20 protein-coding genes are annotated in these 24,004 nt (G+C 64.6%); 7 read left to right on the top strand and 13 right to left on the bottom strand.

The annotated features are described in order from the left end of the window. Positions 1–22: 22 nt before the first annotated feature. From AB3X98_RS24245 to AB3X98_RS24230, 4 genes are all read right to left on the bottom strand, one after another. Positions 23–991, bottom strand: coding sequence for a flavin reductase (locus AB3X98_RS24245; RefSeq protein ID WP_368605817.1), 969 nt, complete (start codon positions 989–991; stop codon positions 23–25). Next, positions 984–1,874: an alpha/beta fold hydrolase gene (locus tag AB3X98_RS24240; RefSeq protein WP_342946177.1), complete on the bottom strand. Its 891-nt coding sequence runs from the start codon at positions 1,872–1,874 to the stop codon at positions 984–986. The genes AB3X98_RS24245 and AB3X98_RS24240 overlap by 8 nt, the downstream gene beginning before the upstream one ends. A gap of 247 nt (positions 1,875–2,121) precedes the next feature. Then, positions 2,122–2,808 (bottom strand): GntR family transcriptional regulator, encoded by a 687-nt coding sequence (locus tag AB3X98_RS24235; protein WP_069268001.1) that lies wholly within the window; start codon positions 2,806–2,808, stop codon positions 2,122–2,124. A 135-nt stretch (positions 2,809–2,943) separates the two neighbouring features. After that, positions 2,944–3,234: a DUF1330 domain-containing protein gene (locus AB3X98_RS24230; protein WP_368605818.1), complete on the bottom strand. Its 291-nt coding sequence runs from the start codon at positions 3,232–3,234 to the stop codon at positions 2,944–2,946. 156 nt (positions 3,235–3,390) lie between these two features. On the opposite strand from AB3X98_RS24230, the gene AB3X98_RS24225 reads away from it, so the two are divergent. The 6 genes from AB3X98_RS24225 (at position 3,391) to AB3X98_RS24200 (ending at position 9,801) form a co-directional block, all read left to right on the top strand. Further along, positions 3,391–3,993, top strand: a complete 603-nt coding sequence (locus AB3X98_RS24225; RefSeq protein WP_368605819.1) for an amino acid synthesis family protein — start codon at positions 3,391–3,393, stop codon at positions 3,991–3,993. After that, positions 3,962–4,780 carry an alpha/beta hydrolase gene (locus AB3X98_RS24220; RefSeq protein ID WP_342946178.1) on the top strand — a complete coding sequence of 273 codons (819 nt, stop codon included), beginning with the start codon at positions 3,962–3,964 and terminating at the stop codon, positions 4,778–4,780. The genes AB3X98_RS24225 and AB3X98_RS24220 overlap by 32 nt, the downstream gene beginning before the upstream one ends. Position 4,781: 1 nt before the next feature. Continuing rightward, positions 4,782–5,741, top strand: a complete 960-nt coding sequence (locus AB3X98_RS24215) for a flavin reductase (RefSeq protein ID WP_368605820.1) — start codon at positions 4,782–4,784, stop codon at positions 5,739–5,741. Positions 5,742–5,752: 11 nt separating this feature from the next. Then, the gene (locus tag AB3X98_RS24210) at positions 5,753–6,790 is read left to right on the top strand and encodes an LLM class flavin-dependent oxidoreductase (RefSeq protein ID WP_368605821.1); all 1,038 of its coding nucleotides are present in this window, start codon (positions 5,753–5,755) and stop codon (positions 6,788–6,790) included. 12 nt (positions 6,791–6,802) lie between these two features. After that, positions 6,803–8,272 (top strand): aldehyde dehydrogenase, encoded by a 1,470-nt coding sequence (locus AB3X98_RS24205; RefSeq protein WP_368605822.1) that lies wholly within the window; start codon positions 6,803–6,805, stop codon positions 8,270–8,272. Between the two features lie 116 nt (positions 8,273–8,388). Beyond that, complete coding sequence (locus AB3X98_RS24200; RefSeq protein ID WP_368605823.1) at positions 8,389–9,801, top strand: cytosine permease; 1,413 nt, start codon at positions 8,389–8,391, stop codon at positions 9,799–9,801. Positions 9,802–9,882: 81 nt separating this feature from the next. On the opposite strand, the gene AB3X98_RS24195 is transcribed toward AB3X98_RS24200, so the two are convergent. The 4 genes from AB3X98_RS24195 to AB3X98_RS24180 form a co-directional block, all read right to left on the bottom strand. After that, on the bottom strand, positions 9,883–10,824 hold the full coding sequence (locus AB3X98_RS24195) for an ABC transporter substrate-binding protein (protein WP_069267993.1): 942 nt from the start codon (positions 10,822–10,824) through the stop codon (positions 9,883–9,885). Positions 10,825–10,919: 95 nt separating this feature from the next. After that, on the bottom strand, positions 10,920–11,945 hold the full coding sequence (locus AB3X98_RS24190) for an ABC transporter permease (RefSeq protein WP_069267992.1): 1,026 nt from the start codon (positions 11,943–11,945) through the stop codon (positions 10,920–10,922). A 19-nt stretch (positions 11,946–11,964) separates the two neighbouring features. Continuing rightward, a complete protein-coding gene (locus AB3X98_RS24185; protein WP_342946183.1) occupies positions 11,965–13,476 on the bottom strand; it encodes a sugar ABC transporter ATP-binding protein in 1,512 nt (503 codons plus the stop codon). Positions 13,477–13,602: 126 nt separating this feature from the next. After that, positions 13,603–14,361: a GntR family transcriptional regulator gene (locus tag AB3X98_RS24180; RefSeq protein WP_069267990.1), complete on the bottom strand. Its 759-nt coding sequence runs from the start codon at positions 14,359–14,361 to the stop codon at positions 13,603–13,605. Positions 14,362–14,445: 84 nt separating this feature from the next. On the opposite strand from AB3X98_RS24180, the gene AB3X98_RS24175 reads away from it, so the two are divergent. Continuing rightward, positions 14,446–15,744 (top strand): L-fuconate dehydratase, encoded by a 1,299-nt coding sequence (locus AB3X98_RS24175; protein ID WP_069267989.1) that lies wholly within the window; start codon positions 14,446–14,448, stop codon positions 15,742–15,744. Here the strand turns inward: AB3X98_RS24175 and AB3X98_RS24170 are convergent. From AB3X98_RS24170 to tssK, 5 genes are read right to left on the bottom strand one after another with little or no spacing between them, the layout of a single operon-like run. Beyond that, the gene (locus tag AB3X98_RS24170; RefSeq protein WP_368610330.1) at positions 15,741–16,415 is read right to left on the bottom strand and encodes a C80 family cysteine peptidase; all 675 of its coding nucleotides are present in this window, start codon (positions 16,413–16,415) and stop codon (positions 15,741–15,743) included. The two genes, AB3X98_RS24175 and AB3X98_RS24170, sit on opposite strands and share 4 nt — an antisense overlap. Positions 16,416–16,454: 39 nt before the next feature. Continuing rightward, positions 16,455–17,573 (bottom strand): type VI secretion system protein TssA, encoded by a 1,119-nt coding sequence (tssA, locus tag AB3X98_RS24165; RefSeq protein ID WP_368605825.1) that lies wholly within the window; start codon positions 17,571–17,573, stop codon positions 16,455–16,457. Continuing rightward, positions 17,570–21,511, bottom strand: coding sequence for a type VI secretion system protein (locus AB3X98_RS24160; RefSeq protein WP_368610329.1), 3,942 nt, complete (start codon positions 21,509–21,511; stop codon positions 17,570–17,572). Before AB3X98_RS24160 ends, tssA begins: the two co-directional genes overlap by 4 nt. Then, the gene (locus AB3X98_RS24155) at positions 21,508–22,581 is read right to left on the bottom strand and encodes a DotU family type IV/VI secretion system protein (protein WP_368605827.1); all 1,074 of its coding nucleotides are present in this window, start codon (positions 22,579–22,581) and stop codon (positions 21,508–21,510) included. The genes AB3X98_RS24160 and AB3X98_RS24155 overlap by 4 nt, the downstream gene beginning before the upstream one ends. Beyond that, entirely contained in the window at positions 22,574–23,941 is a 1,368-nt protein-coding gene (gene tssK, locus AB3X98_RS24150; protein WP_368605828.1) for a type VI secretion system baseplate subunit TssK, read from the bottom strand. The genes AB3X98_RS24155 and tssK overlap by 8 nt, the downstream gene beginning before the upstream one ends. Positions 23,942–24,004: the final 63 nt, after the last annotated feature.

Here is a 24,004-nt window from a genome sequence, read left to right as displayed (position 1 = left end):
GGTTGTGTTCGGTGCCGTGCCGTCAATGCGCGAGGGCGAGCGGCTGCACGGTGCCGGCTTCGCTGTCGCCCACGTAGATGCCGAATGCGTCCTGCTTGCGTTCGCGCACATACCGTTCGAGCATCGAGCGCACGGCGTCGTCGCTCAATTCGTCCCAAGGAATCTGCGAGAGCGGCACGATGCGGATGCTGCTGTCGAGCCAGGGCGAGCCGTTGTGAATCACGCGGCCGCGGTAGTAGATATGCTCGCTCGGCCCTTTGCCGCTGCCGTCTTCGAACACGGCGAACAGAAAGTCGAGATGGGCGCGCAGGCCGAGCTTCGCGAGGACGCCGCGCAGGCTCGCCGCGTCGCTGGCCGGTTCGAGCTTGACGCCCGTCGGCAACGCCACGCCTTCGGGCGTGTCGATGAGCACGAGGCCGTCGCGATGCTCGAGAATCGCGCCCACTTTCGCGCGCACGCCGGCTGCAGCCAGCGCATCCTGCGAGAGACTGAAGTTCACGTACGCGCCGCGGCAGTAGCCAAGCGGCGTCGAACTCGTTTGCACGACGTCCACCACGCGGCCGATCAGGATGATGTGGTCGCCTGCGTCGACGACTTCATGCGTCGTGCAGTCGAAGCTCGCCGCCGCGCCGTCCATCACGGGCGCACCCGTTTTGCGCGCGCTCCAGGGCACTTGCGCGAACTTGTCGGCGGCCTTCGAGGCGAACACGCCCGAAACCTGCTGCTGGTCTTCGGCGAGCACGCTCACCGCGAAGCGGCCCGTTTGCGAGAACACCGCATAGCTCGACGCCGTCTTGGCGATGCACACCAGAATGAGCGGCGGGTCGAGCGACACCGAGGTGAACGAGTTGGCCGTGAAGCCGCGCGGCGATCCGTCGGGCTGGATCGTCGTGACGACGGTCACGCCCGTCACGAACGCGCCCAGCGCGCGGCGAAATTCGGCGATATCGAAAGCCGGTTGCGCGGATTGGGCAGTCATCGGCTCAGCCATGGCGTTCTCCTGTGTTTGCTGCGGTATTGGCTGCCTGCGTCGCCGACGCAACGGCCAGGAACGCGAGCAGGCTTGCGTTGACGCGTTCCGGGTCGGTCACGTTCATCATGTGGCGCGCGTTCGCAATGACTTCCGCGCGGGCGCGCGGCGCGACGGACGCCATTGCGTGCGACATCTGCGCGCTCGAATTCGGATCGCACTCGCCGGTGAGAAAGAGCGCGGGTACCTCCAGATTCGCGAGACGGCCCACGTGCGCGGCGTCGGAAGATGCGAAAAGACGGTACGTGCGCGCGTAGCCCACGGGATCGACGGCGAGCAGCAGCGCACGCACCGCTTGCGCCGCCTGGGTCAGATGCCCCGGGATCGGGTGGCCGAACCAGCGCGAGAGCGTCGCGTCCACGCCGCTTGCGGCCGGCGCTTCGCCGAGACTCGCCGCGCGCGTCATCACCGCTTCGCGCTGCGCCGGCGTGCGGTCGTACACCGCGTTCAGCGCAACGACGCTCAACGTGCGCGGCGCATTGAGCAGCGCGAATTCGAGCGCGACGAGCGCGCCCATCGAATGCCCCACCACGTGCGCGCGCTCGACCTGGATGGCATCGAGCAGCGACTCGAGCTGCGCGGCGTATTCGTCGAGCGTGGGCTGTGCGCTCGGCAGCGCGCTCTCGCCGTGACCCAGCATGTCGTAGGCGACGACGCGAAACGATTCGGACAACGCATCGATCTGCGGCGCCCACACGCTCTGATTCATGCCGACGCCATGGATCAGCACCACGGTTTCGCACGCGGCGCTCGATTGCGGCGCGTACACGCTGTAGCACGTGCCCGCGGTTCGACCGCGCTGCGCGCGCGAGACGCCATGTTCGGAGGCGAAAGCAGGCTTCATGGAATTCAGGCTCCATCCGGCAACTCGGGCGATACGGAAAATCGCCGGAGTTCGCGTTCGATGAGATTATGGTATGCCATCTTATGGCCCACAACAAACTATTGCGTATTATGGAATACCATGAGATCGCTCGCGGGCGCGCTGGCATGCTTTGGGCTGCGCCCGATCGACCTGAATTGAGCAGACAAAAGAAAAGGCCGCCCGCGTGTGCCGGCGGCCTTTTTAGGCTGGCGGGTCAGCTAGAGCGTCAGGCGTCGCTGAGACCTTCGTTTTGTTGGGCAAGCGCCGAGAGCGCCAGTTCGGAGACGCGCTTGATATGCGCGAACGACGCCGCGGAGGCCGCTTCGCCGTCGCGCCGCTCGATGGCGTCGAGCAGCAGGTTCATCTCTCGATTTGAGTCGCCGCCGCGCCCCGGCATCGCGATCGTCAACGCGCGCAAGCGGTTGATACGCGCGTTGAGCGTTTTGACGACCGTGAGCGACACCTGCTTGTTGGCGGCTTCGAACAGCGTTTCATAGAAGCGCTCGGTGTGCTCCACCACGCGCGGCAGGTCGCGCTTTTCGAACGCATCCTCGATGATCGCGCGGATCGCGCGCAGCCGCTGCACGACTTCGGGCGTGGCATTCTCGGCGCAGGCCCGGGCAGCATTGGCTTCGAGCAATCCGCGTAACTCGTAGATCTCGCCCACTTGCGTGGGATCGAGCCGCGCCACGATCGGCCCCTGCCGCGCGACGGTCTCGACGAGCCCCTCGGTCTCGAGATGCCTAAGCACCTCGCGCACCACCGTGCGGCTCACGCCAAGCTCGTCGCACAGCGTGCGTTCGACGAGCCGCGTGCCCGGCCGGAAATACCCCTGGACTATCGCGCCGCGCAGTTTGTCGAGCGTGAGCTCACGCAGGGTCTTGGCATTGCGATCGATTTTGAGGTCTTGCATAGGCGGCAACAGGAGAAGGACGAAAGCCCGCGCACAAGGACGCGGACATGGAATGCCATATTATGACGCAACTGACGTCCAGCTTTCCTTCTGCCTGCGCTTTCGCCCCTTTTGCGCCCCGCCGCAACGGCCCGGTCAGTCCTCCAGCCCCTCGACGATCGAGATCTGCGCCACGCAATGGCCATCGCGCTTCGCCTTGGCCGCTTGATACTCCGGCGAGTGGTAGCAGTGGAGCGCCGTTTGCATGTCGGGGAACCGGATCACGATGTGCCGCGCGAACGACTCGCCTTCCAGCACCTGCGCCGCACCACCGCGCGCGAGGAATACGGCGCCGAACTTCTTGAACGCCAGCGGCGCGATGTCCGTGTAGTCCTTGTACTTCGCGGCGTCCAGCACGGTGACATGTGCAATCCAGTATGCAGTCATCTCTCCTCCTCGTTTTTCATCGTCGGATTCATCTAGAAAAAGCGGCAATCCCTTGGCAGACGGGGTTCACCGTGAGCTTTCGGGTTAACACTCATGGCATGCCGTAACATGGTATACCAAAATGCTTCACACAATCAACGTACGAAGGAAGTTGCCATGAGCCTGATTCGCAAATCCATCCTCCATGTCGAGAACGTCTTCGTAGACGGCGACAAGGCCGCTGCGAAGCCGCTGAAAATGATCGGCGCGGTCGCGGTGATCAAGAACCCGTGGGCGGGCCGCGGGTACGTGGAAGACCTCTCGCCCGAGATTCGCGCAATCGCGCCGCAACTGAGCGAGCACCTCACGAAGCTCATCATCGACGAAGCCGGTTCGGGCGAAGCGGTCGAAGCGTTCGGCAAGAGCGCCATCGTGGGTCTTGCGGGCGAACTGGAGCATGCGTCCGCGCTCATCCACACCCTGCACTTCGGCAATATCTATCGCTCGGCGGTGGGCGCGAAGTCGTATCTCGCGTTCAACAACACGCGTGGCCCGGCCAATGCGCCGCTGCTCATCCCGATGATGGACAAGAACGACGAAGGCCGCCGCTCGCACTATCTCACGCTGCAGTTGTCGATTGCCGATGCGCCGGCCGCCGACGAACTCGTGGTCGCCATCGGCGCTGCAACGGGTGGCCGTCCGCATCACCGCATTGGCGATCGCTACAAAGACCTCGCAGAGCTCGGAAATGACGTCAAGAACCCTGCAGCTGTCAAATAAGCGCGTCGCGCACTATCTGGAGCAAGGCGCGGGCGAACCGCTCGTGCTGATTCACGGCGTGGGCATGCAGGCGAGCGCATGGTATCCGCAGATCGAAGACCTCTCGGCCGAATTCCGCGTGATCTCGGTCGACATGCCGGGCCACGGTCGAAGCGATGCGCTCGAAGCGGGCGCCGGCTTGCCGCAGTTCGTTGAGTGGGCAACCAGTTTCGTCGAGGCGCTGCACGTGGGTCCCGTCAATCTGGCGGGGCACTCGATGGGTTCGTTGATCGCGGCTGGCGTCGCGGTCACGCGTCCCGATCTGGTCAAGCGTGTGGCAGTCCTGAACGGTGTGTACCGGCGTACCGAAGCGGCGCGCGAAGCCGTGCTGCAGCGCGCCGCCGAGTTGCGCTCGGGCACCATCGACGTGGATACGCCGCTGCGACGCTGGTTCAACGCGGACGAAGCCCAGCAAGTGGCGGCGCAAAAGGTCGAGTCGTGGCTGAAGTCGGTGAACCTTGCGGGTTACGCGACGGCCTACACGGCGTTCGCGGGCGGCGACGACGTGTACGCCGACGGCTGGCAGACGATTCGCTGCCCTGCTCTCGTCCTGACCGGCGCCGACGATCCGAACTCGACGCCGCAGATGGCGAGACAGATGGCGCAAGCCGCGCACAACGGCACGGCCGTGGTGATCGAAAACGAACGCCACATGGTGAACCTCACCGCGCCCGACGAAGTCAATCGCGCGCTGCGTGCCTGGTTGCAGACGGAGCCGCAGGCGGAAAACCACGAAGTGGAAGTGTGAAATGAGCCAAGACACGAGCCAGGTAGTTAACCCGCAAGCCGCGAAGATCAACACGCGCGAACTGCGCGACGCGTTCGGCGCGTTCATGACGGGCGTGACGATCGTGACGACCGCGACGGACGACGGCAAGCCGCTCGGCTTCACCGCCAATTCGTTTTCGTCCGTTTCGCTCGACCCCGCGCTGCTGCTGGTGAGCATTGCGAAGACGTCGAGCAATTACCAGACGTTTTCCACTGCGGGCCACTTCGCCATCAACATCCTCGCGGAAGGACAAAAGGATTTGTCCAACACGTTCGCGCGGCCGAGCGACGACCGCTTCGCCAACGTGAACTGGCAATTGAGCGCCAACCGCAACCCGCTCATTGGCGACGTCAGTGCCTGGTTCGACTGCACGACGCACGCCGCGATCGACGCGGGCGACCACGCGCTGATCGTCGGCCGGGTCGAGGCGTTTCATTCCGCGGGGTTCGCTGGCCTCGGCTACTATCGCGGCGGTTATTTCACGCCGGCCAGGGTATCGGCGGAAGTCATCGCGGGTCCGAAAGTCGTCGTGAGCGCGATCATCGCGCGCGAGGACAAGGTGCTGCTCGTGAAAAACGCAGACGGCAAATGGGGCCTGCCTTCGAAAGAGATCGGCAAGGAAGGCGCCGACAAGGCGCTCGCCGAGATCTTCACGAAGTACCAGCCCGACGCATCGGCAAGCTTCATCTATTCGGTCTACAACAATACCGAAACCCATTACCAGTACATCTCGTTCCTGTGCAGCGCGCCGGATGAACTCGCCGCAGCGGGCGACGCCTCGGCACAATTCGTTAGTCTGGAAGACGTGCAAACGCAAGCGTTCCAGGACAGCGCACTCGCCAGCATGCTCCAGCGCTACCGCAAGGAAAGCGAACTGAAGAGCTACGGGATGTACTTCGGCGACCATAGCAACGGCACAGTCCGCCCGCTTCATTCCTGAAAGGTTCCATCATGCGATTCTCACTTTTCGTTCACATGGAGCGCGTCTCCGATCAGACCAGTCAGAAGCAGTTGTATGACGAAATGATCGAGCTGTGCCAGATCGCCGATCGCGGCGGCATGCATGCGATCTGGACCGGCGAGCACCACGCCATGGACTTCACGATCGCGCCCAATCCGTTCCTCAACATCGCGGACCTCGCCAACAAGACGAAGAACGTGAGGCTCGGCACGGGCACGGTCATTGCGCCCTTCTGGCACCCGATCAAGCTCGCCGGCGAAGCCGCGATGACCGACATCATCTCGAACGGCCGTCTGGATCTGGGCATTGCACGAGGCGCATACTCGTTCGAGTACGAACGCCTGATGCCGGGGCTCGACGCGTGGGGCGCGGGCCAACGCATGCGCGAACTCATTCCCGCCGTGAAAAAGCTGTGGGAGGGCGATTACGCGCACGAAGGCGAGTTCTGGAAATTCCCCTCGACGACGTCGTCGCCGTTGCCGCTGCAGCGCCCACATCCGCCGATCTGGGTAGCCGCGCGCGATCCGAACAGCCACGAATTTGCCGTGTCCAACGGTTGCAACGTGCAGGTCACACCGCTGCATTTCGGCGACGAAGAAGTCGAGAAGCTCGTCGGCCACTTCAACGCCGCGTGCGAAAAGTTCAGCGACGTGCCGCGCCCGCAAATCATGTTGCTGCGCCACACGTACGTGGCGAGCAGCGAGGACGACGCGCAGATCGCCGCCGACGAAGTGAACACGTTCTACAACTACTTCGGCGCGTGGTTCAAGAATGAGCGCCCTGTGAGCCGCGGCATGATCAAGCCCCTCACGAAGGAAGAGATGGCCGCTCACCCGTTCTATACGCCCGAGGCGATGCGCAAGAACAACGTCATCGGCACGCCCGAGGAAGTGATCGGGCGTCTGCGGGCCTACGAGAAACTCGGCTTCGACGAGTACTCGTTCTGGATCGATACGGGCATGAGCTTCGAGCGCAAGAAGGCGTCACTCGAGCGCATGATCAACGACGTCATGCCTGCATTCAGGTAAGGGGCGGATTCCATGGACTTTCATTTTCAGCTGTATATCGACGGCGAGTTCGAACCGGGCGCCGCGACGTTCGACAGCGTGAACCCGGCCACGGGCAACGTGTGGGCGCAAATGCCCGAAGCGCGCACGGAGCAGGTCAACCGCGCCGTCGAAGCGGCCAACCGCGCGCTGACCGATTCCGCGTGGGCCGGCCTCACGGCCTCGGCGCGCGGCAAGCTGCTGCACAAGCTGGCCGGCCTCGTCGAAAAGGCTGCGCCGCGACTCGCTGAAATTGAAACGAACGACACCGGCAAGATCATTCGCGAAACGTCGAGCCAGATCGCTTATGTGGCCGAATACTACCGCTACTACGCGGGAATCGCCGACAAGATCGAAGGCAGCCACATTCCCGTCGACAAGCCGGACATGCAGGTCTGGCTCGAACGGCAGCCCGTCGGCGTGGTCGCCGCCATCGTTCCATGGAACAGCCAGTTGTTTCTTTCCGCCGTGAAGGTCGGGCCGGCGCTCGCCGCCGGTTGCACGGTCGTTCTGAAGGCTTCCGAGGAAGCGCCCGGCCCGTTGCTCGAATTCGCGCGGCTCGTGCACGAGGCAGGATTTCCGCCGGGCGTCGTCAACGTGATCACCGGCTTCGGGCCGGAATGCGGCGCGGTGCTCAGCAGCCATCCCAGGGTGGACAAGGTGGCCTTCACGGGCGGCCCCGAAACCGCGCGGCATATCGTCAGGAACACCTCGAACAATCTTGCGAAGGTCTCGCTCGAACTGGGCGGCAAGTCGCCATTCATCGTGTTCGCCGATACCGATATCCAGAGCGCGGTGAATGCGCAAGTCGCGGCGATTTTTGCGGCAAGCGGCCAAAGCTGCGTGGCGGGCTCGCGTCTGTTGATCGAGGCATCCGTCAAGGACGAATTCCTCGCGTTGCTTGTCGAACGCGTCTCGCGCATTCGCGTGGGTTCGCCCAATGAGATGACGACGGAATACGGGCCGCTCTGCACCGAAAGGCAACTGCGCAACATCGAGAAGATCGTCGCGAGTTCCGTGAGCCAGGGGGCAAAGGTGCTCGCGGGCGGCAAGGCGCTGGGGCGCGACGGCTACTACTACGCGCCGACAATTCTGGACTGCTCGGGCGTGAGCAACGCGGACAGCATCACGACGGAGTTGTTCGGCCCCGTGCTTTCGGTGGATACGTTCGCTTCCGAACAGGAAGCCATCGAGAAGGCGAACAGCACCGCCTACGGACTCGCGGCGGGCATCTTCACCACCAACCTCACGCGGGCACATCGCGTTTCGCGGCGCGTGCGCTCGGGGATCGTCTGGATCAACACCTATCGGGCGGTGTCGCCGCTCGTGCCGTTCGGCGGCTTCGGGCTTTCCGGGCACGGCCGCGAGGGCGGCATGGCTGCCGCGCTCGAATACACGACGACGAAGTCCGTGTGGCTGCGCACCTCGGACGAACCGATCAGCGATCCGTTCGTGATGCGCTGATCCGTTCCCCGCTGCACCGCTTCAAGGCCGTTCCAAAGCCGTTCCAAAGCCGTTCAAGGCCATGCCGCGCCACCTTCGTGGCGTGGCTCGGCCTGTGCAATAAAGATGGAGACACTATGAAAAACCCGGCGAACGACAACAGCGTTCTGACCATTGAAAGCAACTCGATCGAGTATGTCGCTCCCGAGCATCGGCATGGCAAGCCAGTCGATTTGTTCACGTTGTGGTTCTGCACGAATGTCGCGCCACTTGCGGTGATATCCGGCGCGACTTCGGTCCTGGTCTTTCACCTCGACGTGATGAGCGCGATTCTCGCCATCGTCGCCGGGCAATTCTTTGGCGCCATTTTTCACGCCCTCACCTCTGCGCAAGGCCCGCTCGTCGGCGTGCCGCAGATGATTCAAAGCCGCGCGCAATTCGGCCGCTATGGCTCGCTGCTCGTGGTCAGCTTCACCACGCTGATCTATCTCGGCTTCTTTGTCTCGAACATCATCCTCGCGGGCAAGACGCTTCACACCGCCGCGCCCGCGGTGCCCGTGCCGGTAGGCACCGTGCTCGGCGCGATTCTCGCGACGCTCGTCGGCGTGATCGGCTGTCACTTCATTCACCGCTTCAACAAGATTGGCGCGTGGTTCATGGGCGGCGCGCTCCTGATCGGCATGATCATGATGGCCCCCGGTCTTGACGCGCAAATCCTGCAGCAGGGTCATTTCGACGTGTCGAACTGGTTCGCGATGTTCGGGCTGTGCGCCGTCTGGCAAATCAGCTTCGCGCCCTACACGTCCGACTATTCGCGCTACCTGCCGACCTCGGCGGGCTTTGCGAAGACCTTTGCGTTCACGTATTTCGGCACCTCGCTCGGCACCATCTTCGCGTTTCTCTTTGGCGTGCTCGCGGTCAGCACCGGTCATTCCATCGACGCCATGCAAGCCATCCGCACGCAAACGGGCATGTTCGGCTATGTGCTGATCTTCCTCTTCCTGGTCAACATCATTGGCCACAACGGCATGAATCTGTATGGCGGGGTGCTGTCGTTCAGTACCGCCGCACAGACCTTCCGCCCCGACTGGGTGCCTGGCCGCGCGGTGCGCATCGTCTTTTCGAGCGCGCTGCTGGTCGCCTCTACCGTCACGGCGTTGTGGGCCTCGAGCAATTTCATCGCGATCTTCCTGACGGCGATCTTTGCCATGCGCATCGTCCTCGCGCCGTGGGTCGCGATCAATCTGGTCGACTTTTATCTGATCAACCACCGGCGCTATCGCGTCGCGGAAATCGTGAGCAGCCACGGCGGCGTGTATGGCTCCTTCAACTTCAAGGCCATCGCCATTTATCTCTTCGGCATTGCGGTGCAGGTGCCGTTCATGGCGGAGAGCTTTTTCCACGGCCCGCTGGCGTCGATCGTCGGCGGCGCCGATGTCTCGTGGATGGTTGGCCTCGTCGCGACAGCGCTGACCTACTACGTGTTCGCTTCGAAAGACGGTTCGCGTACTCCCCGGCGCTCGCCGGCTGGGGCGGCGGTTTCCGAGTGAAGTGCGCCGCAGACGCGTAAAACGAAAAGGAAGAGCCTCGGCTCTTCCTTTCTCCCTGCACATGACTCACACCGATATCAATCAGTTGTAAAGCACCGCCGCGATCTTCGGGTCGTTCATATTGGTCTTGTCGTACCAGTAAAAGCCCGTGTCGATTTTCTTGGGCAGTGTTTCGCCCTTCAACGCCTTCGCCGCGGAATCGACGACGCACTTGCCGATACCGACCGGGTTCTGCGTAATCGCGCCCGCCATCAGGCCGGACATGATGGCCTCCTTCTGCTCCTTGCCCGAGTCGAAGCCAATCAGCACCAGCTTCTTGCCCGACTCCTTCACGCCGATCGCCGCGCCTTCCGCCGAGCCTTCATTGGCGCCGAAAATGCCCTTGAGGTTCGGGTTCGCCTGAATCATGGCCTTGGCGATTTCCGCCGACTTCAGGTGGTCGCCCGCGCCGTACTGCACGGAAACGATCTTGATGCCCGTGTGCTTCGTCTTTATCTCGTTGACGAAGCCGTCGCGGCGGTCGATACCCGTGCGGCTCGTCTGGTCATGCACGATCACGCCGACTTCGCCGGAATTGCCGATCATCTCCGCCATCTTGTCGGCGGCGAGCGCGGCGGCGGCGAGGTTGTCCGTGGCGCAGGTCGTGAGCGGAATATCGCTGTCGACGCCCGAGTCGAACGCGATCACAGGGATCTTGCTGGACTGTGCGCGTTTGAGCAGCGGAACGGCGGCCTTGCTGTCGAGCGCGGCGATGCCGAGCGCCTGCGGTTTCTTGGCGAGCGCGGCCGAAAGCATGTCGATCTGCTTGTCGACCATGGCCTCGGTTTCAGGGCCTTCGAACGTGATCCTGACGTTGTTCGCCGTCGCCGATTGTTCCGCGCCGGATTTCACGGCCTGCCAGAACTGATGCTGAAAGCCCTTCGAAATGATCGGAATGTAGGGTTCCTCAGCATAGGCCAAGCTGGACGTGCCCACGAGCGCGCCCACTCCGATTACGGCACTGATCAGTTTTCTTTTCAACATGACATTTCTCCTCCTAAGGTGGGCCATAGACCTCCAGCCGTTGAGGGAGCCTTGTTTTACTCCCCGTTCTCTCCGTGCTTCTTCCGTCTCCTCTTCTAAGTCTTCTTGCGGCGCAGGATATCCGCGTAAACCGCGAGGATGATGATGAGACCCGTCACCACGATCTGCCATTCCTGTGCGACCGACATGATGCGCAAGCCATTGGTCAGCACACTCATGATGAACGCGCCGATGATGGTGCCGAGTATCGTGCCCGAGCCGCCGCTCAGCGACGTGCCGCCGATCACCACGGCCGCAATGGCTTCCAGCTCGTAGCCCTGGCCAAGTGCCGGTTGCGCCGAGTTCAGGCGCGAAGCGATCAAGAGTCCCGCAATGCCGCAAATCGCGCCGCCAAGGCCATAAATGGCGATCTTCCAGCGATCGACATTCACGCCTGAAAGGCGCACGGCCTCTTCGTTGCTGCCGAGCGCGAACGTATAGCGTCCGAGCGCCGTTCGGTTCAGCGTGATCGAGCTCACAATGGCTAGCACAAACAGAATCAACACGGCGTTCGGTACGGGCACGCTGGGCAGAAAATAGCCGATCAGCGAGTCCTGCGAAATCATGTAGAAGTTTTCGGTGTCGGTGAAATAGATCGGCTTGTCGGACGAGACGACGAGCGAGAGCCCCTTGAGCAGCAGCATCATGCCCAGCGTGGCGATGAACGGCGGGATCTTCATCTTCGCCGTGAGCGTGCCGGAAATGGTGCCGCACACCGCCCCCGTGCCGATTGCCGCCAGTACGCCGATCCACATCGGCAAATGCCAGTAGGTCAGGAAAACGCCGCAAATCACCGCGGTAAAGGTCATCAGCGTGCCAACCGACAAATCGATGCCGCCCGTGATGATGACGAACGTGCTGGCAATGGCGAGCACGCCGTTCACGGCGGTGGCCTGCAGAATGCCGAGGATGTTGTCCATCTGCATGAAGGCAGGCGAAGCGAAGCTGAAAAAGATCAGCAGCAGGATCAGGCTCGCGAACGCGAGCATTTTCTGCAGCGCAGTGGGCGAGAAAATGCGCGCCTTGATGCCGGACGACCGTTTCTGGTCGGTCAGCGCCGCAGTATCCGATTGCATAGTCATGGATTCGACCTCTTGAGGCTCATGCCGCTTGCAGGGTTTCGCGCTGGGTCGCGAGATGCATGATGCGCTCCTGGGTCGCCTCGCTGGCGGAGAGTTCGCCAGTGATACGGCCTTCGCACATCACTACGATCCGGTCGCTCATGCGCAGGATTTCCGGAAGTTCCGACGAGATCATCACGATCGCCTTGCCTTGTTCGGCGAGCGCCCGCAACAGCTTGTAGATCTCGCTTTTCGCGCCGACATCGATGCCGCGCGTGGGCTCGTCGAAGAAAAGCACGTCGCAGTCGCGCTCCAGCCACTTCGCAATGACGATCTTCTGCTGGTTGCCGCCCGACAGCAGACGCACCGGCTGCGTAGCGGAAGGCGTGCGGATGGCGAGCAGGCTGATGAAATGCGCCGCCGTCTTACGGATTTGCATGCGGCGCAGAAACACGTTCAGCGAGAGGAACTTGCCGAGATTGGACATCACGATGTTCGATTCGACGTCCATGCCGGTCGCGAGACCAAAGCGCTTGCGGTCCTCGGAGAGATACCCGATGCTGTGCGCGACCGCATCGCTCGGCGTTTTGATCGATACCTTCGCGCCTTTCACGAAGATGTCGCCGGATTCGACCGGGTCCGCGCCGAACACGGCGCGCGCGACCTCAGTGCGGCCCGCGCCCATGAGTCCCGCAAAGCCCAGTATTTCGCCTTTGCGCAACGTGAAGCTCACATCCCGCACGAGCGGGCCCGCGTTCAGGTGCTTCACGTCGAGCGCGACTTCGCCCTGGTGCGCCGGCCCCTGGTACGGTGCAACATCGGCGAGCGTTCTGCCGACCATCATGCCGATGATGGCCTGCACGCTCGTATCGGCGGCGGCGACGGTGGCGACGTACTCGCCATCGCGCAGCACGGTGACGCGATCGGCGATCTGCTTGAGCTCGTCCATCTTGTGCGAGATGTAGACAATGCCCACGCCCCGCTCTTTCAACTGGCGAATGATGCGGAAGAGCTCGGCGATTTCCGCGTCGTTGAGCGCGGAAGTCGGCTCGTCCATGATGAGCACGCGCGAATCGAACGACAGCGCCTTGGCGATTTCGACCATCTGCTGGCTTGCCACCGTGAGCGAGCCGACCACGGTGCGCGGATCGAGGTGCACGTGCATGCGGGCGAGAATCTCGCGCGCCTGCGCATTGAGCTTGTCTTCGTCGAGAAAGAGCCCGAGGCGCCCGCGCGGTTCGCGGCCGATGAACATGTTCTGCGCGACGGTCAAATGATTCATCAGCTGGAGTTCCTGATGAATGATGCCGACGCCCACGGCCTGGGCCTCGCCCGGACTCGCGAACGCTATGGGCTGGCCATCGTAGAGAATGTCGCCCGAGTCGCGCGTATACACGCCCGCGAGAATCTTCATCAGGGTCGACTTGCCCGCGCCGTTCTCGCCCATCAGCGCGTGCACTTCGCCCGCCATGAGATCGAATTGCACTTCGTGAAGCGCTCTCACGCCGGGAAAACTCTTGCTCAGCTTGTTGACGGAGATGAGCGGCGTCATGGCGCTGATCCGCGAAGAAAAGCCAGACACATTACCGGGGCCTCTTGATTGCGTGCGCGGCGTGGCTTGCAGCGCTGCACAAAGGGGGTTGAAGGATGGGCATTGCTCGACGTACGACCAAAGTGCTCAAGGTGCAAAGAGATCTGGCCGTTCTTTCGCGGACCGGCGCAATTCCTCGATGACCTGATCGAGATGGTCGTGCATTGCTTTGGCCGCTGCGTCGGCACGGCCGGCGCGAATGGCTTCGAAAATCCGTTCGTGCTCCTCGAGCGTGTGCACGAGACGCTCGGGACTCGCCAGCAGTTGCCTCGCGCGGTCCAGCGCGTTGCGCGACACCGCGACGATCTCTTTCACGCGCGGCAGGTTCACCGCGTCTAACAGGATTTCATGAAACGCCAGATCGAGCTCATGAAACTCGAGACGCTGGCCATTACCGGCAATCTTGCGCTGCTCATCGAGATTGGCTGCCAGTGCGTCGATCGTGGCACGGTCCTTCATGCGCGCGACTCCGCGCACCGTTTCGACTTCGAGCGCGCTGCGAATGAACAGATGCTGGCGAATATCGTCGAGCGCGATCGGTTTGACGCGCGTGCCGCGCTGCGGCAAAACTTCGACGAGACCCGCATGCGCGAGCTTCGCGAGCGCGGCGGAAACCGGAAAGCGCGACACGCCCATGCGTTCGCAGACCGCCATCTTGTCGATCATCATCCCGGGTTCCAGCGCGAGCGTCACAATCGCTTCTCTCAGTGCGTGCTCGACTGCATCGGTCAGGCTGCCGCGCTCGCCGCCTCTAATCTTTTGCAGTGCGACATAAGGATCGCCAACACTCGCCATTTCGGATGAAGAGTTCACGGCACGCTTGATTTTAAGAAGACATGCTAGCATGCTAGGTAGCAGATTCAGCGTTGTCAACGCGTGCAAACGTCTGGTTTTCCCCTACCGAAAGCCGTCCCTTCACCGGGAGTTCGAATGACTACGATCAGCAAGCTATCCGTTCGCGACATCCGCTTTCCCACTTCGCGTTCGCTCGACGGTTCCGACGCCATGAATGCCGCGCCGGACTACTCCGCCACTTACGTCACGCTCGAAACCGATTCTCCAGACAGATTCACAGGGCACGGGCTCACGTTCACGATCGGACGCGGTAATGAAATCTGCGTGACGGCGGTCAACGCGCTAGCGCCGCTCATCGTCGGCAAGCGGCTCGAAGACATTACGGCGAACATGGGCGCATTCTGGCGCGCATTTACTTCGGATAGCCAACTACGTTGGATCGGCCCTGACAAGGGCGCGATTCATCTGGCAACGGCGGCAGTCGTCAATGCGGTATGGGACCTGTGGGCCAAATCGGTTGGCAAGCCCGTATGGAAACTGCTCGCGGACATGAGTCCGGAGGAACTCGTGCGCTGCCTGGATTTTCGCTACGTGACCGATGCGATTACGCCTTACGAAGCGTTGGCCATTCTGCATCGCCACGCGAAGACCAAGGGCGCGCGCGAAGTGGAAATGCTCGCGCAGGGCTACCCCGCCTATACGACTTCGGCCGGCTGGCTGGGCTACGACGACGACAAGATCCGGCGCCTCGCACGGGAAGGCGTCGCGCTTGGCTGGACGCATTTCAAGCAGAAAGTGGGCGGCAATCTCGACGAAGACGTGCGGCGCGCGCGCATTCTGCGCGAGGAGATCGGCGAAAACCTGAAGCTGATGATGGACGCCAACCAGGTGTGGGACGTGGACGAAGCGGTGGCGAACATGCGGCGGCTCGCGGAATTCGATCCGTGGTGGATCGAGGAGCCGACGAGCCCCGACGATATTCTCGGCCATGCGGAGATTCGCCGGCGTTTGGGGTCGATTGGGGTTGCCACGGGTGAACACTGTCACAATCGCGTGATGTTCAAGCAGCTGTTGCAGGCGCAGGCGATCGATTTTTGTCAGGTGGATGCTTGTCGGTTAGGTGGACTTAACGAAGTCATCGTCGTTTTGCTGATGGCGGCGAAGTTCGGTGTGCCCGTTTGTCCGCATGCGGGCGGCGTTGGGCTGTGTGAGTATGTGCAGCATATTTCACTGTTCGATTATTTGTGTGTTTCGGGTTCGCTGGAGAAGCGCGTGCTCGAGTATGTCGATCATTTGCATGAGCATTTTGTTGATCCTGTTGTGATTCGGAATGGGCGTTACATGCCGCCTCAGAAGCCTGGGTATAGCATCGAAATGAAGCTGGACTCACTCGAGAAGCACACCTTCCCTGAGGGCGAGGCCTGGCGGCCCTAGCCTATGTCCATCATGTCCTCATCGATATCCATATAGTCCGCGTCTTCGTCGATATCCATTTCCGTGCGTGCAAATCCGAGGCGCTGCGCGCGTTGCTCGTCCCAATAGAAGACGACCTTGGAAAAGAGCTGATTGTGGTGCCGCTGGTTTGTGACCGGATTCTTCGTGAGTTTCCTTCCGATCTGCGCCCCCTGATTGATCACCGCATTGTTCATCGTGCGTCCGCTCGCGCTCACGTAGATTCCGTGTGTTTGACCGAGAATCCGGTGCAGGTCGCCAACGTAGCTGTTTCCGGAGGCAACGTACGGAATCTGGTCCTTCGCCTGATCCTTTCCCAATGCCAGCCTGCAAGCCGTGACCGAAACGATGGCCGGCAAGTTGCCGGCCAGTCCGCATTGCGAAAGGTACTGGGCTAACAGCGCAGCGTCCACCCCGCCCAGCGTTTGCCTCGAAACGGATCCGTGACCGCGTATATAGAGGCGCCACGGCTGCATCAGGTTAGCCGCCGCCTGGGACACCGATTGCGGGCTATCCGTGTTTGCCGTAAAGACGTAAGTCGGCACCCCTTGGCTAACGCCCTTGGCCACGATCGATTGGGTTCCGTTCAGAATGGTGCCGTCGTTGTTACCAGACAGGACATTGATGATGATCTGGGCAGCATATTTGGACATTTCGGTCATCTCCAATCATGAATCGGGGACACGCCTCGCCTACTGCGTTTGTCCACTCTCAGGCAACAACCCAAGCGCCGCCCCCAGCGCCCTGCCACGCTCACCGGCCATCAACTCGGCGAGCAACTCGGGCAACGGTTTCCCGCCCCAATCAAGCGCCCGCTTGAGCATATAAGGCACAGGACTATGCGGCTCATAGCGCATGAGATAGTCCGCCACGATAGCGAGCAACCGATACGCCTCATCACGCGACTGCGGCGCATCCAGTCTCCTCGGCACAGCCGGCTCCGGCACCCCTACAGCCGCAGCAACCTGAATCATTGCAGGCTCGACCACCGCATTCTCCTGAATCGTTGCAACGTCAACCATTGGTACGTCCTCCCACTCGGGATGCGTCGTGAGCCAGTCGCGCAAGACGCTCTCCATGCGTTCCAGCGTTTCCAGCAGCACCCCGAACGACGGCGCCTCCGCGCCGAGCCGCTGCGTGCACCACGCATCGAGTCTCGCAATAGGCCCACGCGCCGCGCGCAGCGCCTGCAACTGACCGCGCAACGCGGCAGGCTCCGCCGCATGCGCAGCCTGAGCCAACGCCTGCGCCACGCGTGCAGCCTCCTCGCGCTTCGCGGCCGGCACGTCTTTGCGGTCCTTCACCGCCACCGCATCGCGCTGCGCACCCTGCCAGCGCGCAAGCGTCAGCGCAGATCCATCCGGCCCCGCGCACAACGCGATCCGCCCACCGAGCAAGGTCGGAAACTGCTGGGCCACCCAGGCGAGCGGCGCGGCCCGAAAGCCCAAATCGCCATCGCGCGGCAACGGATGAATGTCGTCCCAATAGCGCACACACAATTCACTCAGCAAGACGAAGCAATCCGGCAAGGCAACACATCCGTATCGATGCAGCCAGCTCTCGCCCAGCCATGCAGCGAGCGTCAAATCCTTGCTACGGCGAGCGAGGAGGTCCTCGCAGCCCGCTTCCACGGCGGCCCAGTCCGCGACCTTGAGCGCGGTTTGCCAGATGCCCGCAGGCAATGCCGGATCGTCCTCGCGTCGCGCCGCCTTGATCGCGTCGAAGGCGGCGTCGTGCAGGAGCGAAACGCCGGCCGGCGCGCCCCCCGGTATCGGTTGAACGAGTGCTTCGATGTCGAATGCCGGGTTCATCCGCGCCCCGCTTGTGTGCTCGACGGATACGGTCCATAGGTGAACGCTGGGCTGCCGTATGCGCTGTAGCCCGGCGCCGCATACGGCAGGTCAGGCCACGCGAGCGCCGTTTTCGACGCGCCCGTCATGCCCACACGCATGAACATGCGCGCCGTTTGCGTGCCGCCGTTGCGGTCGCGCACCGGCACGCTCAGCACCATAGGCGCGTTGCCCGCGCCCGTGCCGGTATCGACGCCGTCGTCCGGCACCGCATGCAGGCGCACGAGGCGCAATAGCGACCACGTGTCGTTTGCCGCCCATGTGGCCGCTTCGCCGTCGACCGAGAGCGTCGGCTGCGACGCGTCCTGCATGGGCCGCCACGGGCCGTCTTTCGCCCAGCGCAGGCTCAGCGCGGCGGGCTGGCCCGGCGCCCAGCGCAGCGGCGTTCCCGCCGCGGCGGGCCAGGCGAGCGTCTGGCTGCCGCTCGCGAGCGACCACTGGATGACCTGGTCCGCACCGGCTTCGTCGGCGCGATCGATACGCCAATCCACCGCCACGTCCACCCCCACGAGCGCCCCGTCAGCGCCGCGCGCCACCAGCGCGTCGAGCCAGGGCTTCGCGCGCGCGAGCTTCGCCAGAAACTGCTGCGCGCCCGCTTGCGGGCCGCCGCTCGCCGCCGCGGCGCTCATGCCGCGTTGCGCGTCCGCGAGCTTCGCGTCGAGCAGCGCCACGAAGGCCGCCGTCTGGCGCAGGTCGGCGGCCTGGGCGTTTGCATCCGCTGAGAACGGGAAGCGGCCGGCCAGGTAGCGCGCAAAATAGTTGCGCAACTGTTCGTAGGCCTCCCCGCCGGTGCCGATCTGCAGCCGGTAGCAGCGTTCGCGCGCCGACGAGACGAGCCGCATGCCCGCGCTCGCAACGATATCGCCCGAGCCCGGCACGTCCACCTGCGCGAGCGAAGCGCTGCAGGTGTCGAGGTCCATCTTGTCGAGCTGGTTGGAGATGATCGACGGCACCGCCACCAGTGCGCTCGCCGGGCTGCGCGCGCGGTATTGCGCGAGGTCCGCGAAGAGCGCCTTCCAGCGCGCCACGAGCCGAGCGTCCGCAGCGGAGAGCGGCGGATTCTGCGTGGTCAGCCAGTCGAGCGCGCTCGACGCTAACGTGGCCGTGTCCGCCACCGCACTCGACTGCGCGGCAAGGTAGGTTTGCAGCGCTTCGGGCGTAGCGGCGCCGAATGCGCGCATCGACCCGCCGGCGTTGCCGTTCCACGCCGAGAAGTCGCCGCGCAGCGGGCGGAACGGTTCGAGCGATTGCAACTGGACATCGGTCGAGCGCAGCACATCGAGCGCGGCATCGCTCACGCGCAGGGCGACGGCTTGCGCGAGATCGGCGCGGCCGAGCGAGTCGAACGCTTCCACGAGATCGGTCGCATTCTTGCGCAGCATGTCGAAGGACGCGCCCTGCGTCTGCGGCGCGTAGGCGACGTTGCGCGCGCCGCCGCCCGATGTTGCCGCTGTTGCAACGGGTGCCGACAGTGCGGCCACCATGCTGTGCACGGTCGCATTGCCCGCCGCGGCGAGCAGCGCGCCGCGCCACGCTTCGGGCGCCTGCGCAAGAAGCCCTGCGGAGTATTGCTTGTAGGCGGGCAGGATCGCCAGCGCGCGCTGCGCCGAGCCGGCATCGACGCCGCGAATTTCGGCCGTCGCGCTGCCTTCGCCCGCGACGAACGACTGTCCGAGCAGCGTGCGCAACGCGTCGCGCAGCGGCAGCAGGTCCGGCGCCAGTTGCAGCCCTGTGGTGGGATTGGAGGCCAGCACGCCAGGCAGGTTGCCGCTCGCGAGCCAGCGCGCCGCGAACGCGCTTTGTTCGCTCTGTTCGTGCTCCAGCACGCTCGCCACCGGCGTCGCGCCGATCAGGCGCAGCCCCTTTGCGGTGTCGAAGGTCGCCGTGAGCCCCGGCACGAGTTCCTGGCCATGTGTGCCCGCCCAGCCGTGGTCCGCGGTGTCGACCTGGGTTGCGAGCGTGTCGATGCGCGTGGCCAGTTCGGAGAGCGAGGCGGTGGTCGGCACGGCGCCGGGCGCCTTGAGATCGGCGAGCATGGCCTGGATTTGCGCGGCGTTCGTCGTGAGCGAGGAGTCCTGATAGATGTCGTCGAACCAGCGATCGAAGGTCTCCTCGAAGCACACGCTCGCCCGTGCGTGCGCGGCGCGCGCCTCGGTGCCGTCGAACGACAGTTCGCCGCCTTCCACTGCAGTCGCACGTATGGCGTCGTCCAGCCCCGCACGGTCGGCCACATGATCGGGGGAAAAGCTCACGCCCACCGCACCGCGCATGAGTTGAGCGAGCATCACGGTGTTGCCCGAATCGCGTTCCACTAGTTCGTTGTAGTTCGTGATCAGCCGCTCGGTCTGCGCCGCGTTCGTGACGAGCCGTGTGCCCTGCGTGTACTCGGGCAGGTCCTGGGGACGCCGCGCGGCGGCCGCGAGGCTCGCGTTGTCGCCCGACTCGTTGGCGCCGTCGCAATTCAGTTCTGCGAGACGGCTGACGAGCCGCGCGCGCAGCGGCGAGAACACGAGCCCGCTCAGCACGTGGTATTGCGCGTCGTCGAGCCGGCGGTGCAGGCCGAAATACGACAGCGGCATGAACGGCGTGGCGAGCTGCCAGCGCGGCACCTTGACGAAGGCGTTCGCCGCGCTGCCCAGCGCGTTCGCCGCCGCCGTTTCGCTGCTGCTCGTGCCCGTTTCGTGCCAGGCGACGCTGGCGAGCGCGAGCGCGTCGTAACTGCTCGCGAGCAAGCGTGCGTCGCTGCGCACGTGCCAGGTGGCGACGCCCAGGCCCACGCACCAGCACACGCCCAACGCGATCGCTGCGAACGTGGCGACACGGTAGCGACGCATGCGCAGCGCCAGCACGCGCGGAATGGCGAGCGCGAGCCCCTGCCCCGGCATCAGCAAGTCGTGCCACAGGCGCGACGCGAATGCCGGCGCCGCTGCGGCGCGCGCCTCCCTGCGCGCCGCGTTCGTGATGGCGGGCTCCTCGCGCTCCTGCGCCTGCGGCATCGCACCCACGCACCAGATGCCGCGCAGGAGCGGCGCGGTGCCGTCGGCTGCGCCGCGCAAGGTGGGCTCGATGTGCTCGCGCAACGGCTCGCGCAGGGTGTCGATGCGCTGCGGCAACAGGAAGACGTCGCCGTCCAGCGCGCCGTCGAGCGTGCCCATTTCGGTGACCGTCGCCGCGAGCGCGCGGCTCATGTCGGCGAAGGCTTCGTCCACCCACGCGGCTTCGAAGGCGCGCCGCGGCGCATACGGCGAGGCCCAGCCCAGCGGCGTTTCGATGCGTTCGCGGCGCAGCCTGGCCGCGAGCGCATCGAAGCCCGGCAGCGCGTCGCAGCCCGTCACCACCACGTAGAGCGGCAGCATCTGGCCCAGTTGACGCTGCAGCGCGAGCACTGTGCGCGAGGCTTCGAGCGCCGCGTCGGTGTCCGCGCGCGCGGTCCCGTTTTCGTCGATGAGCGTATCGAGCGCGATCACCCACACGAGCGCGTCGAGCGGCCGGCCCGGCCGGTTGCGCAGCAGACCGCGCAGCAAGCGCCCGCCGGTCGAGCCGCGCCGGCGTTCGGCGGCCGCACGCGCACCGAGCGACTCGCCTGGCTCTGCGATCAGAATGCCTTCGGCGTCGTGCCAAAGCCTGCCGAACCACGCCGGCTCGCCAACGGGCGTGAGGCGCCAGCTGAGCGCCAGCGCGTCGAGCGCCGCCGGTGCGCCCGTGGCCAGCACGCGCGGCACCGAGTATGGATCGTGCACGCCCATCGCGTTGTGCGCCGTGCGCATCATCGCGGAGAAGTTGCGCAGCGGCCTGCGTTCGTCGCGCCCGCGCAGCCAGCGCACGACGAGCACGGCCGCGAGCCCCACGATCAACAGCGCGATGAGGACGATCAGGACGACTACGAGTGTGGTCGTCATGGCCGTGCTCCGCGCGGCGTGGCGTCCGGGCTGTCTTCGCTGTCTTCGCTGCCTTCGTCGGCGTTCTGCGCGCTCACCGTGACGATGCGCCGTGTCGCGAGTGCGAGCGTGGCGGGCGGCGTCATGGAGACCGTAGCCGCCGCGGGCATGTCCTGACTTTGCGGCATGGCAGCCTGAACGTCGCCTGGCGGAACCGACGGACGCAGCCTGCGCACCGTCCGTGCGCGCGGCAGCACCATGCCCGTGGTACTCGTATGGCTCGCCTGCGCCGGACGCCCTTGCGCCAACGAGACCGTTTCGAACTGTTCGAGCGATGGCCGCACGGGCGCCGTCGCGTAGAGCCACAGCAACTGTGAGATACCGAGCAGCACCGCGAATTCGCCGCCCACGAATAGCGCGAGCCGTGCGCGGTCTGGAAACATCTGCGTGAGCGGACGGGTTTCGCGCGGCGCCAGCGCGGCGCGTTCGAGCGGCGCGCCAAGCCGGTCGGGCTCGGGGTCGCGTTGCATGGCGAACGCGAACAGCGCGTGGCGCAACTGGTCGTGACGCAAGGCGCCCGCCTCGCCGCGCAGGCGGCCACGAAAGCCTAGCGTGAGGCAGGCGAGATAGACGTTGGCGAGATCGCGCTGCGCCGGATCGCGCTGCGCGAGCAAGGTTTCGATGGCGGCCGGAATGCGCTCGCCCGCCGCACGCGTGCCGAAAATGCGCGCTTCGAGCGGATGCGTTTCCCATGCGCTCGCGCCATTCCACGCCGAAAACAGCAGCAATTCGTCGAGCAGCGCGACATAGGCGTACTGCGCGGCGGCGATGTCCGCTTCGGCCGCCGCGCCGGTCCAGGCCATCGCATCGCGCGCGAGCTTGCGTGTGGCGGACTGCAGTTGCGTGGCGAGCGCGTCGGCATCGCGCTGGGGATCGGCGGGCGTCTCTGCGCTCGCGGCATTCGCGGCGCTGGCTGCATTCGCCGCCTGCGCAACCGCGCGCAAGCGCGCGTTCTCCGCAAACGCGAACGCCACGACGAACGCGCGCATGAGCGGCAGGCGCTCGTCGGTCGGGTCGCTGGCATCAAGCATGATCGGCTCCCCCCTGGCGTGCGTCGTCGGCGGCGTCGCCCGTGGGCGTGAAGAGTTGCACCGCCCAGGGCGCGCGACCCGGTACGGTCGTACGGACTTCGATGCACAACGGCTGCGCGCGGTCGAACCACGCATCCTCCACGGCCACCGCGAAGAGCGTCGTGTCGTCGCCCGTCGCGTAGGCCGCGCGCTCCTCGCGCGCGAGCCGCCGGCGCGCGAGGCCGCGCATGCGTTGGCGCGCGAGCGTGGGCACGTAGGGCCGCGACGCGACGACGGCATGATCGAGCCACACGCTCGCGTCGTGCTCGCCCGCGTCGGGCGGCATGCGCAAACCGATCACGAGTTCGCGCGCCACGTTGCCGCCACTTTCGAACGGCGGCGCAATCCAGAAACTGCCGCCTTCCTCGGTGAACGCGCGTACGCGATACCCCTGGCGGATTGTCGCGAGCGCTTCGTCCGCCCATGCGAGCAGCGGATCGAACGACGCGAGCAGCGCCATGTAATCGAACGTCGCGAAGGCGGGCACGCCGCGCGCGGGACGCAGCGCCGCGAGCGCGCCTGTCATGCCCGCAACAGCGCGATACAGTTCGGCGGGATGCGCGATGCCGGTGACGAGCGTCGCCTCCACTTCGGGCAGACGGCTCCAGAGCGCGCAAAGCTGGCGCTCGATCTGGGCCGAATCGTCGCGCTCTTCCGCGCGTTGCGCGGCCTGCAGACGTCCGGCCAGGAACACGCACTTTTCGCGCACGCGCAGCAGCAGCTGCATGACGCGTTGCCCGAGCACCGAGTCGGCGCGCACGAACGGACAAGGCGGCGCGTAGTCCGCAATCGCCACGCCGCCGCCCTGCTGCCTCACGCGCATGAGCGGCAGGCGGTCGAATTCGTGACGGCCGAGATCCGTCATGAGATGCAGCCGCGGCGTCCACGTCGTGATCGAAGCCGGCTCGCCACCCGAGACAAGATCGGGAACATCCGGACTCTCGCGCTGGGTGTAGCGCCCGGCCTGCGGGTCGAGCTGCCCGCCGCGATACAGCGGTGGTACCGCGAGATAGATCGTGACTTCCTCGTCCGGCGCGCTGAACGCGTGGCTTACGTCGATCTCCAGCACGGGATCGTGCGGCGTGTGGCGAATGGTGAGGCCGTCGGCCAGAATCGCCTCGAGCGCGCTGATGCGCACGAGCCCCTGGGCGAGCCCCGCGGCGTCGTGCTCCAGAGAGAGCACGCCCCAGTAATGCGCGCGCGCGGCGCCGGCGAGCAAGGCGGCGTGCCCCGCCGCGTGCAGCGCCTGGGTCTGGAAATGTTGCGGCAGCAAGGGCATGCCGTCGAACCAGCAGACCGGATCGGGAAACGAAGTACGCATGATGTGTTTGCTTTCTATTGCTAAACGTTTCGTCGTTCAGTGTTGCCGCGCCACTACATGACA

This window comes from Paraburkholderia sp. BR14312, assembly GCF_040948675.1.
GTDB classification, from domain to species: Bacteria; Pseudomonadota; Gammaproteobacteria; order Burkholderiales; family Burkholderiaceae; genus Paraburkholderia; species Paraburkholderia nodosa_A.
This window is presented reverse-complemented; position numbering and strand designations above follow the sequence as displayed.